This window comes from Gordonia terrae (assembly GCF_051789125.1).
Classification (GTDB): domain Bacteria; phylum Actinomycetota; class Actinomycetes; order Mycobacteriales; family Mycobacteriaceae; genus Gordonia; species Gordonia terrae_A.
Map to the genome: position 1 here is coordinate 4,135,263 of NZ_CP196526.1, position 15,458 is coordinate 4,150,720.

Genomic DNA, 15,458 nt, shown 5'->3' on the forward strand with positions numbered 1-15,458 from the left:
GGGATTCCGACGGCGGGGCGATGATCGTTCTCAGACTGCGTTACCGGCGGTCGCGGCGTCGAGAAACGCCGGTTTCTCACCCCCGCCGTGGACGGTGAGTGTCGATCCGCTGATGTATCCGGCCAAGGGGGACAGCAGAAATGCCACGGCGTTGCCGACGTCGGCCGGAGTCGCCATCCGGCCCATCGGGATCGTCGCCCCGACGGCCTCGACACCGGCGTCGTCACCGTAGTGAAGATGCGAGAGCTCGGTCACCACCGGGCCGGCCACCACCGAGTTCACCCGCACCCGCGGCGCCCATTCGACGGCGAGCGAGGTCATGAGGTTGTCGAGACCCGCCTTCGCTGCCCCGTAGGCCGAGGTCCCCGGCGACGGACGGTGCCCGCTCACACTCGACACGTTGACGATCGCGCCGCCCTCGGCCTGCGTCTGCATCACGGCGTTGGCCGCGCGGGCCACGGCCAGCGGGGCCAGCAGGTTGAGGTCGACGATCTTGCCGGCGAACCGGGCCGAGGCGTCGGCCGCCAGTGCGAACGGTGAACCGCCGGCGTTGTTGACCACACCGTCGAGCCGTCCGGTCCGGCCGACGATCTCCTCGACCATCGCCTCGACCGCCGCGGCGTCGCGGACGTCACAGGAGACGAAGTCGACCTCACGGAGGTCGTCGGCGAGATTGTCGGCACTGCGACCGCAGATCACCGGGCGAGCACCGAGCGAACCGAGCACACGGGTGATCCCGGCACCCACTCCCCGTCCGCCACCGGTGACCAGGACGACCTTCCCGACCAGGCCCAGCTCGGCCTGTGACTGCGTCTGCATGGGTGCTACCCTACCAAACAACCAAGCACTTGCTTGGTGCGCTTTCCACAGTCCGCGGACTGTCCGAGCCGCCTCTGAGAGGAGCCCGCGTGCCGATCACCACGACACGTTCCGAGACCGGGATCGTGACGGTCACCGTCGACTACCCGCCCGTCAACGCGCTGCCATCGGCCGCGTGGTTCGAGCTCGGCGATGCGATCACCGCAGCCGGCCAGGACCCGACCACCCACGTGGTGGTCCTTCGCGCCGAAGGTCGCGGCTTCAACGCAGGCGTCGACATCAAGGAGATGCAGGCGACCGACGGCTTCGACGCACTCATCGGGGCCAACCGCGGATGCGCGGCGGCGTTCGGCGCCGTGTACGACTGCGCGGTTCCGGTGGTCGTGGCCGTCAACGGATTCTGTGTCGGTGGCGGTATCGGCCTGGTCGGCAACGCCGACGTCATCGTCGCCTCCGACGACGCGGTCTTCGGACTACCGGAAGTCGACCGTGGAGCACTGGGCGCTGCAACGCATCTCGCGCGACTCGTGCCGCAGCACATGATGCGCACGCTCTACTTCACCGCGAAGAACGTGACCGCCCAGCAGCTCGAACACTTCGGTTCGGTCTATCGCGTGGTGCCGCGCGAACAGCTCCTCGACGCCGCGCTCGAGGTCGCCGAGGCCATCGCCGCCAAGGACACCCGGGTGATCCGGGCGGCGAAGGAGGCGATCAACAACATCGATCCCGTCGATGTGAAGGCGAGTTACCGGCTCGAGCAGGGTTACACGTTCGAGCTGAACCTGGCCGGGGTCGCCGACGAGCACCGGGACGCGTTCGTCTCGACCGGAAAGCCGCTCGCCGCCAACACATCCGGCTCGACATCCGATGGAGGACACGCCTGAGATGGCCACCGACAAGACAAGCACCTTCGACGACGTCGTCGCCGAACTGCGCGACGGCATGACCATCGGCATCGGCGGCTGGGGATCTCGGCGCAAGCCGATGGCCCTCGTCCGAGCGATCGCCCGATCCGACGTCAAGGACCTCACCGTGGTGACCTACGGCGGACCGGATCTCGGCTTGCTCTGCGCTGCAGGCAAGGTACGCCGCGCATACTACGGCTTCGTCTCACTCGACTCGGCGCCGTTCTACGACCCGTGGTTCGCGAAGGCCCGCACCAACGGTGAGATCGAGGTGCGCGAGATGGACGAGGGCATGGTCAAGTGCGGTCTCGAGGCGGCGGCCGCACGCCTGCCGTTCCTGCCGATCCGCGCCGGCCTCGGGTCCGACGTGCTCAAGTTCTGGGAGGGCGAACTCAAGACGGTCACCTCCCCCTACCCCGACGCCGACGGCCGCACGCAGACCCTGGTCGCGATGCCGGCGCTGAAGCTCGACGCCGCGTTCGTCCACCTCGATCTCGCCGACGCCCACGGCAACGCCGCATACACCGGCGTCGACCCGTACTTCGACGATCTCTACTGTGCGGCGGCGGAACGTCGCTACCTCGAGACCGACCAGATCGTCTCCACCGAGGTACTCGTGAAAACTGTTCCGCACCAGCGCCTTCTGTTGAATCGCATGGCCGTCGACCGGGTCGTCCACGCGCCCAACGGTGCTCACTTCACCTTCGCCGGTGAGTACGGGCGGGACGAGAAGTTCCAGCAGTTCTATGTGGCCTCGGCCAAAGAACCCGAGACTTGGGACGCGTTCGCGCGCAGATTCCTTCAGGTCGACGAGGAGACCTACCAGCGCGAGGTCACCGCGTGGCAGGCCGAGCAGAAGGAGAGCGAGCAGTGAGCACCACCGAGACCGACAGCCCGTCCACGCCGGGTGAGCTCGTCGAACCCACCCGCGCCGAGTACTGCGTCATCTCGTGCGCCGACATCTTCGCCGGCGCCGGCGAGATCATGGCGTCACCGATGGCACCCGTTCCCCTGCTGGGCGCCCGTCTGGCACGCCTCACCACCGAGCCCGACCTGCTGATCACCGACGGCGAGGCGCTCATCCTCGCCGACACCCCGCCGATCGGCAAGACCGGACCCATCGAGGGCTGGATGCCGTTCCGCAAGGTCTTCGACGTCGTCGCGTCGGGACGTCGGCATGTGGTGATGGGCGCCAACCAGATCGACCGTCACGGCAATCAGAACCTGTCGGCGTTCGGACCGCTGCAGCATCCGACCCGCCAGATGTTCGGTGTACGCGGTGCGCCCGGCAACACCATCAACCACCCGACGAGCTACTGGGTGCCGCGCCACACTGCGCGCGTCTTCGGCGAGTCCGTCGACATCGTCTCGGGTGTCGGTTTCGACAAGGTCGACGCGGACAACCCGGCATTCGACGACCTGAACATTCATCGCGTCGTCACCAACCTCGGCGTCTTCGACTTCGGCGGTGAGGGCCACACGATGCGAGCCCTCTCGCTGCATCCGGGGGTCACCGCCGACGAGGTCGCCGACAACACCGGCTTCGAGATCGCAGGTCTCACCGACGCACCCGAGACACGTCGCCCCACCGACGAGGAGCTCGCACTCATCCGCGACGTCCTCGACCCGAAGGGCGTCCGCAACAAGGAAGTCCGATGAGCGGCCCTACCGCCGCGCAACCGAGCCCGGCACGAGCAGCAGGTTTGTCGACCCCGTTCACCGAACTGGTGGGCATCGAGTATCCGATCGTGCAGACCGGGATGGGCTGGGTGTCCGGGCCGTCGTTGACCTCGGCGACGTCCAACGCCGGCGGGCTGGGAATCCTGGCGTCGGCGACGATGACGTTCGCCGAACTCGAGACGGCGATCGTCAAGACGAAGTCGTTGACCGACAAGCCGTTCGGCGTGAACATGCGCGCCGACGCGACCGACGCCCCGGAGCGGATCGACCTGCTGATCCGCGAGGGGGTCAAGGTCGCGTCCTTCGCGCTGGCTCCCAAACCCGAACTCATCGCCAAGCTGAAGGACAACGGCATCGTCGTCATCCCGTCGATCGGTGCCGCCAAACATGCGGTCAAGGTCGCATCGTGGGGTGCCGACGCGGTGATCGTGCAGGGCGGCGAAGGCGGCGGTCACACCGGACCCGTCGCGACCACACTGCTGTTGCCGTCGGTTCTGGACGCGTTGTCGGCGAAGGGCATCGACATGCCGGTGGTGGCGGCCGGCGGCTTCTTCGACGGTCGCGGCCTCGCCGCCGCGCTGGCGTACGGCGCCCAGGGTGTCGCGATGGGCACGCGATTTCTGCTCACGTCCGACAGTGCCGTGCCAGATTCGGTCAAACAGGAGTACCTGGGCCGCGGGCTCGGGGACACCGTCGTGTCGGTGAAGGTCGACGGTATGCCGCACCGGGTGCTGCGAACCCCGCTCGTCGAGGCCCTCGAAAGCGGAAGCCCGGTACGGGCTCTCGTCGCCGCGGCCCGCAATGCCAACGAGTTCAAGCAGATGACCGGCATGCGCTGGACCACGATGCTCAAAGACGGTCGCACGATGAAGAAGTCGGGCGAGCGCACATGGCAGCAAGTGATCATGGCGGGCAACACCCCGATGCTGCTCAAGGCAGGCCTCGTCGAGGGCGACACGCGCGCCGGGGTACTCGCCTCCGGTCAGGTCGTCGGCATGATCGACGACCTGCCCAGTTGCGACGAGCTGATCCAGTCGATCATGACCCAGGCGCACGAGCGGCTGAAGACACTCGGCTCGCTGGGTTAGGGGTCGTGGCTGACCCGGGGCCTTCGAGGCTCGTCGCCAACGCTCCTCGCACCTCAGGCACCGGAAGGGTGCCAGATTATGCGCAGGCCCCCGCCCCCTGAGGAGGCCCGGAGCTTGCGGAGGGCCGTCACGAAGGGTCCGGTAGGTTCGCACCGTGACCATCCCGGATGTCCTGCGCCTAGATTCGGTCGACTTCGTGCGGCAGTCCCGCGCGATCCTCACCGGCATCAACCTCACGATCCGGGCCGGTGAGCGGTGGGCGCTGATCGGGCCGAACGGGGCGGGCAAGTCGACGATCCTGAGTCTCTGCGGCGCGGAGCAGCACCCGACGCATGGCACGGTCCACGTCCTCGGACACCAGTTGGGTCGCGTCGAGATCCGGAAGCTTCGAGAATCGATCGGTCATGTCAATCCGCGGCATCCGCTGCGGTCGCCGCTGACGATCCGGGAGGTCGTGCTGACCGGAGCGACCGGCACCACCGAGCTGATGGACCACCGGACCCCCACCCCGGAGACACGCGCCCGCGCCGACGAATTGATCGAGATGCTGGGCCTGGGGGCACTCGCGTCGGCGTCGTGGACCAACCTGTCGCAGGGTGAACGCGGGCGGACGCTGATCGCCCGCGCGCTGCTGTCCGATCCTCGACTGCTACTACTCGACGAGCCGTCGACCGGCCTCGATGTGGCCGCGCGCGAGCGACTTCTGCAGACCGTCGACAGCCTGCACCGGACGCATCCCGAACTCGCGACCGTGCTCGTCACACATCACCTCGAGGAACTACCCGAGACCACCACGCACGCAGTACTCGTGACCGGTGGCCGGATCCTCGCCGCCGGCCCGGTCGACGACGTCCTGACCACCGAGCTGGTGACCGAGTGCTTCGATCACCCCATCGAGATCACACACCGTGACGGCCGGTGGTCGGCGCGAGGAGTCGCGACCCCGGCACCCTGAGGTCGACGAGACGGTCCCACTGGCTGTCACGTACCACCGAGGCCGGTGATGACCGCTTTGTCAGAGTCCGTGAACGCAGCAGTAGCTGCGAGGTGCCAGCAGATAGCGTTCTGTGACTGATGTGGTTTCTGTTCACCACAGTCCATCATGGTTCACCGCTGAGGCGTGAGTGATATCAATTGGTGCACAATCAGACTCGAGGATGATCGGGCTGTGGAGAAACTTCGTCGTCGAATGTATTGGCGAGTACCTTGGTGTCATGGCTTCGATCACCGAGCTCCGCGGCACCCTCATCTCTCTGCCATCACCACCCGACGACGGCAGTGGACGCGCAGTGGTCGAGCGCCTCGACGAACTGCGCGTGTTGCGCAACCTTCTCGACCACCAGATCGCCGTCCACATCGCCTTATTGGAGGCCTCGGGCGCGGCCGCGCGGGCAGGCTCGACGACCCGATCATGGCTGATTGACATGGGAATGCCACCGGCGGCCGCGCACCGCGGCACGCGGATCGCCGGTGGGCTAGGGGCGTTGCCGAAGGTTGCCGTGTGTGCCGCCGAGGGTTATCTGTCTGCCGAGTGTGTTGATGCGGTGGTCCGCGGCATCGCATTCATCGTCAGACGTTCCGCGGCTGCGTTGTCCGACAACGACAGGTCGGGGTTCGAGAGCGAATTGCTCACGCAGGCGTTCTCCGGTGCCACCCCGGCCGAGATCGACACCCACGCCCGCGGGATCGCTCTGCGGGTCGCCGATGCCGATCCAGGCACGGTGGTGGCGGCGGCTGATGATGCATCGCTGAACACCGTGCACACCCGGGTGACCGAGGAGGGCAGGGTCGCGATCAGCGGGGATGTGACCGCGGTGATCGGGGAGAAATTTCTGTCGATGATCGACGAACGATCCGGTCCGCGTCCCGAACCCGACGGCGCCGATGATCGCCGCAGTGTCGGAGAACGCCGCGCCGACGGGTTGGAGTTACTGCTGGATCAGGCCGCGATCGGTGCGGCCATGACCCTCGCCGGCGCGCCGCGCACCCAGGTGCTGGTCACCATCCCCGCTGACGGCGCCGGCCCGGCACGGTTGCCGTGGGTGGGGGCGGTGTCGACGCCGACCGCGCGGCGACTGTCGTGTGACGGTGCGGTAGCCGAGATCGTGCTCGACGACGAAGGGGTGCCGTTGCGGATGGGAACCACGAAGCGGTTGTTCCCGCACCATCTGCGGCAGGCGATCATCGTGCGGGATGTGTGTTGCGTGAAATGCGGTGCCCCAGCGGCACATACGCAGGTTCACCACCTGGTGCATTGGGCTGATGGCGGTCCCACCGATCTGGACAACGGATGCCTGCTGTGCCAACGCTGTCACACCCAAGTCCATCACCACGGCTGGCAGGTGGTGATGGGCCCGGACCGGCATCCGTGGTTGATCCCGCCCGTCGACATCGACCCCCGACGCCTACCCCGACCCGCCTACAACCGGCGCACCATGCGACTCGACGACGCCCTCGTCTGACCGCACCCGCCCACCAGACCCTCCGGCGTCGACTCCGATGCCACACGATCTTTGAGAACTCCACAGTGTGAACAAGCCATGGCCCCGCCGGGACTCGGCAGCGAGATACGGCGAACAGTAAGCACTTCCCATACCGGATCCCGGTGGACTCGGGCTCGGCCGACCCGGAATGATGTCGACAGGTCTGACGATGCCACCACAGTCAGCGTCGAGGCAGGTCGGTTATCCGGTCGGCGTCAGCGTCCACCCCGCGGCAGCTGTCCGCTGGTTCCAGAAATCCGTGTAACGGCCACCGCGGGCGAGGAGTTCGTCGTGGGTGCCGATGTCGTCGACGCCGCCCTCGTCGTCGAGGACGACGATCTGGTCGGCGGCGATGACCGTGGACAGCTTGTGCGCGATGACGAGCACGGTGCTGTCGTCGGCCAGCCGGCGGATGGACTCGGCCACATGCGATTCGTTCTCGGGATCGAGCGCGCTCGTCGCCTCGTCGAACAGCACGATCGGAGCGTTCTTCAACAGTGCGCGCGCGATCGAGACCCGTTGGCGTTCACCGCCGGACAGAGCTGAACCACCCTCTCCGACGACAGTGTGCCAGCCGTCGGGCAACCGGCCGACGATCGAGGTGACGCCCGCGGTCTCCGCGGCGGCGCGGATCTCGTCGTCGGACGCCTCGGGACGGCCGAGTCTGATGTTCTCCCACAGGGTGTCGTCGAAGAGGTAGACGTCCTGGAACACCTGTGACAGCTGTCCCATCAGCGCGCCGGTCTCCTGCTCGCGGACATCGACGCCACCGACCTTCACCACGCCGCCGTCGACATCGTAGAACCGGGCGATGAGGCGGAAGATCGTCGACTTGCCCGAACCGGACGGCCCGACGAGGGCCGTCATCGTGCCCGGGCGTGCACGGAGTGAGACGTTGCGCAGAACCGGGGCGTCGGCGTCGTATCCGAAAGCGACAGCGTCGAGTTCGACGGCGCCGGGCTCGGAGATCGGGGCCGGTTGCTCGGGGGCCGGCATGCGCTCGGTGTCGAGCACGCCCGTGATGCGGTTGATCTCGTCGGTCGACATCCGCAGCGTCGAACCGAGTTCCGCGAGCTCGCCGATCGGGCCGAAGAACCGGGCCGCGAGGCCGAACACGGCGACGAGCAGTGCCGGTTCGATGTGGCCCGCCACCGCCAGCCACGCACCGAGTGCCAGCACCGCGCTGAAAACGACCTGCACCGACAGACCGTTGAGCAGGATGCCGAGGATCGAGCGCCACAGCATCGACTTGCCCACCCGTGCCTGCTGTCCCAGCGCCTCGGCGAGTGGTACGTGCGCGGAGTCGGCGTTGCCGAAGGCCCGCAGGACCGCCTGGCAGCGAGCGAACTCCAGCACCCGGTTGTTGACCTTGACGGCCTCGGCACGCTTGCGTCCCTCGGACTTGGCGAGGAAGGAACTCGACAGCTTGCCGACGTACATCAGGAGCAGTGTCCCGGCGACCATGAGAAGGCCGATGCGCCAGTCGAACAGGCAGATGCCGATCACGACCACCACGGAGCTGACCGTGTTGACCACGACGGGTGTGATGTAGTGCGCACCCGTGCTGCCCACGAACATCGTTCCCTTGACCGCGATCTGGGAGACATCACCGATCCGGTCGCGGGTGAACCAGCCCAGCGGGAGCGTGACCATGTGATCACCGAGGCGGTGATGCAGCATCCGCATCGCGTAGAGCGCCATCGTCATGCCCTTGAGGGACTGGACGTAGGCGCTCACCGCACAGACGATCACCAGGAACAGCAACGGCCACAACCACTTGGCCGCAGCCGACAGGTCACCGGTCAGGAGGTGTTCGACGATCGGGACCAACGTGAGCATCGCCAGGCCCTGTGCGATGCCGTAGACGACCACCCAGGTGAGGAAGACGACCATCCGGGCGCGTTCGGAACCCAGGATCGTGTAGAAACCGCGGATCATCGTGCCACCTCGTCGCTCGTGACCGCGCCCCGCGCGATCTCTTCGTCCCGCCGCGTGGACCCGGCCTCGTAGGCGGCCCACATCGTCGCGTACAGACCGCCCTTGGCGACCAGCTCGTCCTGACGACCCTGTTCGACGACTCGCCCGCGATCGAGGACGACGATGTTGTCGGCGTGGGTGATCGAGCCGAGCCGGTGCGCGATGACCAGGACGGTGCGCCCGACCATGAGGGCGCCGATCGCCTGCTGGATCTGGGCTTCGGACTCGGGATCGGCGAACGCGGTCGCCTCGTCGAGAACCAGGATAGGGGTGTCGGCGAGCAGTGCGCGTGCGATCGACACCCGCTGAGCCTCACCGCCCGAGAAGTGTGCGCCGTCGCCGACCACGGTGTCGTAACCGTCCGGGAGCTCGAGGATGCGGTCGTGGATCTGCGCCGCCCGAGCGGCGTCGTGAACCATGTCCTCGGACGCGTCGGGACGTCCCAGACGAATGTTGTCGCGCACCGACATCGTCAGCAGCTGCACGTCCTGCAGCACGAAGCCGACGTGACGGTACAACTCGGTGGTCGCGATGTCGCGGACGTCGACCCCGCCGATCCGCACGGCACCGGAGTCGGGGTCGCCGAAGCGCGGTAGCAGGGTGGCCAGCGTCGACTTACCGCTGCCCGATGGTCCGACCAGCGCCGTGACGGTGCCCTCGGCGAGCGTGACACTGACATCGTCGAGGGCCTTCACGCCTGCGGGCACCCCCGGCCGGGGTGGGTAGGTGAAGTGCACGTTCTCGATCCGGACGTCGTGACCGTCGGGCACCTGCGGGTTCTCCGGAACGGCCAGTTCGGGTTCGGCGAGCAGATCGGCGATGCGCAGTGCCGCGGCCGACGCCTGCTGCCGGGTGTGCACCGCGGTGGAAACCGTGAGCAGGGCGGTGGGCAACACCATCGCGATCAGGGTCGAGCCGACCAGCTCGATGGGCTGCACCCAGCCGCGGTCGACGAACCAGTAGCCCACACCGAGGTTCACGAGCAGGATCAGCGGCGCGCTGATGAGGACCGTGGTCACCGCCTGCACCCGCAGCATCGGGCCCATGTACCCGGCGAAGTCGTCGTTGAACTCGTCGGCGGCGTCGATGAACCGGCGGTGCGCCTTGCCCGTCTGCCCGAACGTCTTCACCACCGCCACACCGGAGATGAACTCGACGATCGTCGCGCTGATGCGGGCGACGCCCTTGTCCATCTTCTCCATCTCGGTCGTGAGGTCACGAGCCATGTACGAGTACGTCAGCGCGTACAGCGGCACCGTCGCGACGGCGAGGAGCCCGAGGCGCCAGTCGAGGACGAAGCAGTAGATGAGCGCGAAGATCGGCGAGAGGACCGCAGCCGTCGCCTCGACGGTCGCATGGGCGACGAGGTAGTGGAGGTCTGCGACATCGTTCTGCACCGATTTGCGGACCGCACCCGAGCTCGTGCGACTGAACCAGCCCAGCGGGAGCCGACCGAGCTTGTCGGCGATGCGGATTCGCAGCTGCGCCTGGAGGTCGAGATCGGCGAAGTGCGTGATGGCGAGGGCGAGGAAGCTGAACGCGGCCCGTGCGGCGAGACCGGCGACCACCAGCCAGACGACCAGCCACACCCGGCTCGAATCGACGGGCCCGGGAGCGAGCAGGGTCCGGCCCAGCTCGACGATGCCGATGAACGGCACCACGGTCGCCGCGGAGGCGATGATCTGGACCAGCTGGGCCACCATGGTCCGCGTCTTCACCGGGGCCAGGACATCGGCGAGGGCCGCGGCCTTGGCTTTGGCCTCGGCTCGCGCGGCGGTCCGGGCGGCCTTCGGATCGTCCGGTACGGCCTCGGTGTCCTGGATTGGTGCGGGCGCGGCCAGATCGGTTCCGCCAATTGTCATACGCGCACAATAACGGCCGAACGGCGGTGAAGGAAAGCTACCCTAACTTCGACGCGGTCTCACCGAGGGAGAATACCGTCCAGTACGACCGAGAGGTACTGCTCGGCGATCGCGTCGACCGACATCGACCCGCCGGGCCGGTACCACCGCACAGCGACCCAAACGGTGTCGCGCATGAAGCGGTAGACGAGTTCGACGTCGAGATCGGCGCGGAACTCGCCGTCGTCGACGCCACGCTGCAGCACCGACTGCCAGAGTCGGCGGAATTCGACGTTGAGTTCGGAGATGTAGGCGAAACGTTCTTGCCCCGACAGCCTTTTCGCCTCGTCCTGATAGATCGCGACCGCGTTGCGCTCGGCGTCGATCGACTCGAAGGAAGCGACCACGAGGCCGCGGAGGGTCTCGGTGGCCGATCGACTCGACGCGGCGATCTGCCGATAGCGGTCGAAGAGATCGTCGAGGAACCGGCGCAGGATCTCGTCGACCATCGACTCTTTGGAGTCGAAGTGGTGATACAGGCTGCCGGACAGGATTCCCGCGGCGTCGGCGATGTCGCGGACCGTCGTCGAACGCAGACCCTGTTCGGCGAACATCCGCCCAGCCGTGGCGAGCAGTTCGTCGCGGCGCGACGACCGTGCGGGCGCATCGGTGCGGCCGTTCGCGGATCTGGCGCCCGTCTCGGCCGGGACACGCGCGTCGGTTCCACCGCTCGCGTCGATCTTGGTCTGACCTCGTGGTGACAAGCGCATCCTCCTGAAGAGCCTGCGCACACCCTAGCAAGCGCTTGGCCGGGACCGTCGGTGGACGATCCCGGCCAAGACAACCGATCTTAAGCGCCCAGGCGCTTGCGCACCTTCTTCATCGCGCGGTTGTTGAAGAACTTCCACAGCTTCAGCTGGTTGTCGGTCAGCTTGGTGTCCTTGGGCAGGAACGGCGGCGACATCATCTCGGCGACACTCACCGGCAGCGTCGAGAAGGCGACGGCCCGGGCGTGGCTGAACGTCTCGAAACCGGTTCGGCCGTGGTAGCCGCCCATTCCGCTGTTACCGACACCCGCGAAGGGCAGCTCGCCACTGAACAGGTGGATGGCGAAGTCGTTGCCGTTGATCGATCCGCTGCGGGTGTTGTCGGCGAGCTTCTGGAACCGCTCGTTCTGATCGCCGCACCAGTACATGGTCAGCGGATGCGGATGCGAGCTGATCTGGCTGATCACCTCGGACAGGTCGCGGTACGGGTACACGGTCAGCACCGGACCGAAGACCTCGTCCTCCTCGATCTTCATGCCCGCTTTGACGCCGGTCAGCAGCGTCGGCGGGATCTTGCGGCGCTCGGCGTCCGGCAGCGGCTCGCCGCCGGGGATCACCTGACGCTTGGTGGCACCGAGCTGCTCGGCGTCGTCGATGAGGCCGAGGATGCGCTCGTAGTTCTTCTGGTTGATGGTCGAGGTGAACTGGTCGTTGTCGAGGATCGTCGGGAAGTTCTTGGTCCACCGTGCGACGACCTTGTCGGTGAACTCGCCGAGCTTGGCCTCCGGAACGAAGACGTAGTCCGGGCACAGGCACACCTGACCGCCGTTGACCATGCGGGCATCGGCGAGCATCGTCGCGGCCTTGTCGATGTCGGCGTCGATGTCGACGACCGCCGGGTTCTTGCCGCCGAGTTCGAGGGTGACCGGGATGAGGTTCTTCGCGGCTTCCTGAGCCACCGAGGCGCCCACCCCGGGCGAGCCGGTGAAGAACATGTGGTCGACCTTCAGCTTGGCGAAGTCCGAACCCGAGCCGTGCTTGGAGGTGGCGACCGCCAGCTCCTCGATGGAGAAGTAGTTCGGCGCGTGCTTGGCGATCACGTCGGTGGTTCGCGACGTCACCGACGAGGGGCGCAGGATGACTCGGTTACCCGCCGCGAAGGCCGACCCGGCCGGGACGATGGTGAGCTGCAGCGGGAAGTTCCAGGGGCCCATGATGCCGACGACACCCAGCGGGTCGTGGCGAATGCTCTGCTTGTAACCGAGCAGGCCCTGGATCTTGGCGACCTTGGACTCGGCCATCCACTCCTTGACGCCGCGACGCTGGTGGGCGAGGTCGATCATGCAGCCGGCGACGTCGGCGGCGAGGGACAGCTCGCGCGGCCGCGACCCGAAGTCCTCGGCGAGCGCGGCGGCGATCTCGTCCGCGTTGTCGAGCAGCAGGGCGGCCAGGCGGGTGATGCGGTCGATGCGGGTGTCGGCGTCCGGGATGCCGTCACGCAGGAACGCGGCGCGCTGGATCTCGACCAGCTCGGTCAACGTGTGCGCTTCGGACGAGACGCCGCGCGCCACGCTCGTCGCCCCGGCGCTGGTGTGCTCAGCAGGCTTGGTCATCGAGATCCCCTCAAGTAGTTCGTGCTGCAGCTAGGGTGTGGACTTTGGAACGAAAATGTCCGCCTGTCCCACACCATAGTATGCGCCAGATCACACCCACATGTGGGCACGTCTGTTGTCAGAAGGGTACGGCCGTTCGGGCCGGACGTCGAGGGGCGTCGCCTGCGCTCCCTGAGGTGCGAGCGAACCGAGCCTCGAAGGGTCGGCGATTGTTGCTCACCAGGCCTTCGAGGTTCGTCGCTTGCGCTCCTCACACCTCAGGCAGCGTGGGCCTCAGCCGAGCCGCTCGATGATGGTGACGTTGGCGGTCCCGCCGCCCTCGCACATCGTCTGGAGACCGTAGCGACCCCCGGTGCGTTCGAGTTCGTTGAGGAGGGTGGCGAACAGCTTGGCACCGGTGGCGCCGAGCGGGTGGCCGAGGGCGATGGCGCCGCCGTTGGGGTTGACCTTGGCCGGGTCCGCCCCGGTCTCCTTCAGCCAGGCGAGCACGACCGGGGCGAAGGCCTCGTTGATCTCGACGACGTCGATGTCGTCGATGGACAGTCCGGTCTTGTCGAGCGCGTACTTGGTGGCGGGGATGGGTGCGGACAGCATCATCACGGGGTCGTCGCCGCGCACCGACATGTGGTGGATGCGGGCGCGCGGGGTGAGGTTGTGCTCCTTCAGCGCACGCTCGGACACGACGAGGGTCGCCGAGGAGCCGTCGGCGATCTGGGAGGCCACGGCGGCGGTGAGGCGTGAACCCTCGGCGAGCACCTGGAGGCCGGCCATCTTCTCCATCGAGGTCTCGCGCGGGCATTCGTCGACGACGCAGTCGCCGAGCGCCACGTTCTCGTTGTCGAACTTCCCGTCGGCGATCGCGGCCCGGGCACGCTCGTGTGACTGCAACGCCCAGCGCTCCATGTCCTCGCGGCTGATGTCCCACTTCTTGGCCATCATGTCCGCGCCGAGGAACTGCGAGATCTGCGAGTCGCCGAAGCGTTCCTGCCATCCGGCGGATTCCGCTGTCGGCGTGGTGAACCCGAACTCCTTGCCGGAGATCATCGCCTGCGAGATCGGGATGGCGCTCATGTTCTGCAGGCCGCCGGCGACGACGATGTCCTGCGTGCCGCTCATGACACCCTGCGCGGCGAAGTGGATGGCCTGCTGGCTGGAGCCGCACTGGCGATCGACGGTGGTGCCGGGCACCTCGAGCGGGAGACCGGCTGCGAGCCAGGCGGTCCGGGCGACGTTGCCGGCCTGCCCGCCGATGGTGTCGAGGCAACCGAACACCACGTCGTCGACGGCTGCCGGGTCGATACCGGTGCGCTCGACGAGCGCGGAGATGATGTGGGCGCCGAGGTCGGCGGGGTGGGTCTTGGCCAGCGAGCCGTTGCGCTTGCCGACCGGGGTCCGGACGGCGTCGACGATGTAGGCCTGCGGTGTGGACATGATCGGTACTCCTTGTTCGATGTCGAAGTGGTTGCGCGTCAGGCGCGCTGGCTGGAGATCGAGACGACCTCGCCGGTCAGGTAGGTGGTGTAGTCGCTGGCCAGCATCGCGACGGTGGCGGCGACCTCCCATACCTCGGCGGCTCGCCCGTAGGCCTCGCGGGAGGCCAGTTCGTCGAGCAGGTCGTCGCTGGTGACCTTCGCCAGGAAGGGGTGTTTGGCGATCGACGGTGCGATCGCGTTGATGCGTACCCCGACGTCGGCTGCCTCGAGTGCCGAACATCGGGTCAGGGCCATCACCCCGGCCTTGGCCGCGGCGTAGTGCGCCTGACCGCGCTGCGCCCGCCACCCGAGCACCGATGCGTTGTTGACGATGACGCCGTTGTGCTCGACCGAGCCGAAGTACCGCAGGGCCGCCCTGGTGGCCCGGAAGGTCCCGGTGAGCGTGATGTCGAGAACGCGATCCCACTCCTCGTCGGACATCTCGGCGACGGGTGTCTCGCCGCCGAGCCCGGCGTTGTTCACCAGCACGTCGATGCGGCCGAGTTCGGTTGCGGCGTCGGCGATCAGCGCGTCGACCTCGGCGGTGACCTGGACGTTGCACGTGCGCTGGGAGACCGTGCGTTCGGGGAACTCGGCGGTCAGCTTCTCGGCGGCCTCACCGAGGCGTCGTTCGTGCCAGTCGCTGATGAGCACATCCGCACCTTCGAGCAGTGCGCGCCGAGCCGATGCGAACCCGATTCCCGTTCCGGCGGCCGCGGTCACCACGACCTTCTTGCCGAGAAGTAGTCCGTGCCCGGGGATCTCGGCGGGCGGGGTCGCCAGCGGGGAGATGCGTGTGTCTGCCTGCGTCAC

13 protein-coding genes are annotated in these 15,458 nt (G+C 67.4%); 6 read left to right on the top strand and 7 right to left on the bottom strand.

Annotated features, from left to right (window positions below; translation table 11 throughout):
* Positions 1-30: 30 nt before the first annotated feature.
* A complete protein-coding gene (locus tag ACSUZC_RS18685; RefSeq protein ID WP_439029954.1) occupies positions 31-819 on the bottom strand; it encodes an SDR family oxidoreductase in 789 nt (262 codons plus the stop codon).
* Between the two features lie 89 nt (positions 820-908).
* Here ACSUZC_RS18685 and echA20 point away from each other — a divergent pair, with 89 nt between their 5' ends.
* From echA20 to ACSUZC_RS18715, 6 genes are all read left to right on the top strand, one after another.
* Positions 909-1,703, top strand: coding sequence for a (7aS)-7a-methyl-1,5-dioxo-2,3,5,6,7,7a-hexahydro-1H-indene-carboxyl-CoA hydrolase (gene echA20 / locus ACSUZC_RS18690; protein WP_439029955.1), 795 nt, complete (start codon positions 909-911; stop codon positions 1,701-1,703).
* 1 nt (position 1,704) lies between these two features.
* The gene (locus ACSUZC_RS18695; RefSeq protein ID WP_439029956.1) at positions 1,705-2,598 is read left to right on the top strand and encodes a CoA transferase subunit A; all 894 of its coding nucleotides are present in this window, start codon (positions 1,705-1,707) and stop codon (positions 2,596-2,598) included.
* Entirely contained in the window at positions 2,595-3,383 is a 789-nt protein-coding gene (locus ACSUZC_RS18700; protein ID WP_439029957.1) for a CoA-transferase subunit beta, read from the top strand. Before ACSUZC_RS18695 ends, ACSUZC_RS18700 begins: the two co-directional genes overlap by 4 nt.
* Entirely contained in the window at positions 3,380-4,492 is a 1,113-nt protein-coding gene (locus ACSUZC_RS18705) for an NAD(P)H-dependent flavin oxidoreductase (protein ID WP_439029958.1), read from the top strand. The genes ACSUZC_RS18700 and ACSUZC_RS18705 overlap by 4 nt, the downstream gene beginning before the upstream one ends.
* A gap of 154 nt (positions 4,493-4,646) precedes the next feature.
* Positions 4,647-5,447, top strand: coding sequence for an ABC transporter ATP-binding protein (locus tag ACSUZC_RS18710; RefSeq protein WP_439029959.1), 801 nt, complete (start codon positions 4,647-4,649; stop codon positions 5,445-5,447).
* A gap of 259 nt (positions 5,448-5,706) precedes the next feature.
* Positions 5,707-6,954: a DUF222 domain-containing protein gene (locus ACSUZC_RS18715; protein ID WP_439029960.1), complete on the top strand. Its 1,248-nt coding sequence runs from the start codon at positions 5,707-5,709 to the stop codon at positions 6,952-6,954.
* Between the two features lie 222 nt (positions 6,955-7,176).
* On the opposite strand, the gene ACSUZC_RS18720 is transcribed toward ACSUZC_RS18715, so the two are convergent.
* The 6 genes from ACSUZC_RS18720 to ACSUZC_RS18745 all read right to left on the bottom strand — a co-directional run bounded on the left by ACSUZC_RS18720 (position 7,177) and on the right by ACSUZC_RS18745 (position 15,458).
* Positions 7,177-8,913: an ABC transporter ATP-binding protein gene (locus ACSUZC_RS18720; RefSeq protein WP_439029961.1), complete on the bottom strand. Its 1,737-nt coding sequence runs from the start codon at positions 8,911-8,913 to the stop codon at positions 7,177-7,179.
* On the bottom strand, positions 8,910-10,814 hold the full coding sequence (locus ACSUZC_RS18725) for an ABC transporter ATP-binding protein (RefSeq protein ID WP_439029962.1): 1,905 nt from the start codon (positions 10,812-10,814) through the stop codon (positions 8,910-8,912). The genes ACSUZC_RS18720 and ACSUZC_RS18725 overlap by 4 nt, the downstream gene beginning before the upstream one ends.
* 59 nt (positions 10,815-10,873) lie before the next feature.
* Positions 10,874-11,557 (bottom strand): TetR/AcrR family transcriptional regulator, encoded by a 684-nt coding sequence (locus ACSUZC_RS18730; protein ID WP_439029963.1) that lies wholly within the window; start codon positions 11,555-11,557, stop codon positions 10,874-10,876.
* Positions 11,558-11,643: 86 nt separating this feature from the next.
* The gene (locus tag ACSUZC_RS18735) at positions 11,644-13,173 is read right to left on the bottom strand and encodes an aldehyde dehydrogenase family protein (protein ID WP_439029964.1); all 1,530 of its coding nucleotides are present in this window, start codon (positions 13,171-13,173) and stop codon (positions 11,644-11,646) included.
* 273 nt (positions 13,174-13,446) lie between these two features.
* On the bottom strand, positions 13,447-14,604 hold the full coding sequence (locus tag ACSUZC_RS18740) for an acetyl-CoA C-acetyltransferase (RefSeq protein WP_439029965.1): 1,158 nt from the start codon (positions 14,602-14,604) through the stop codon (positions 13,447-13,449).
* 38 nt (positions 14,605-14,642) lie between these two features.
* Entirely contained in the window at positions 14,643-15,458 is an 816-nt protein-coding gene (locus ACSUZC_RS18745; protein WP_439029966.1) for an SDR family oxidoreductase, read from the bottom strand.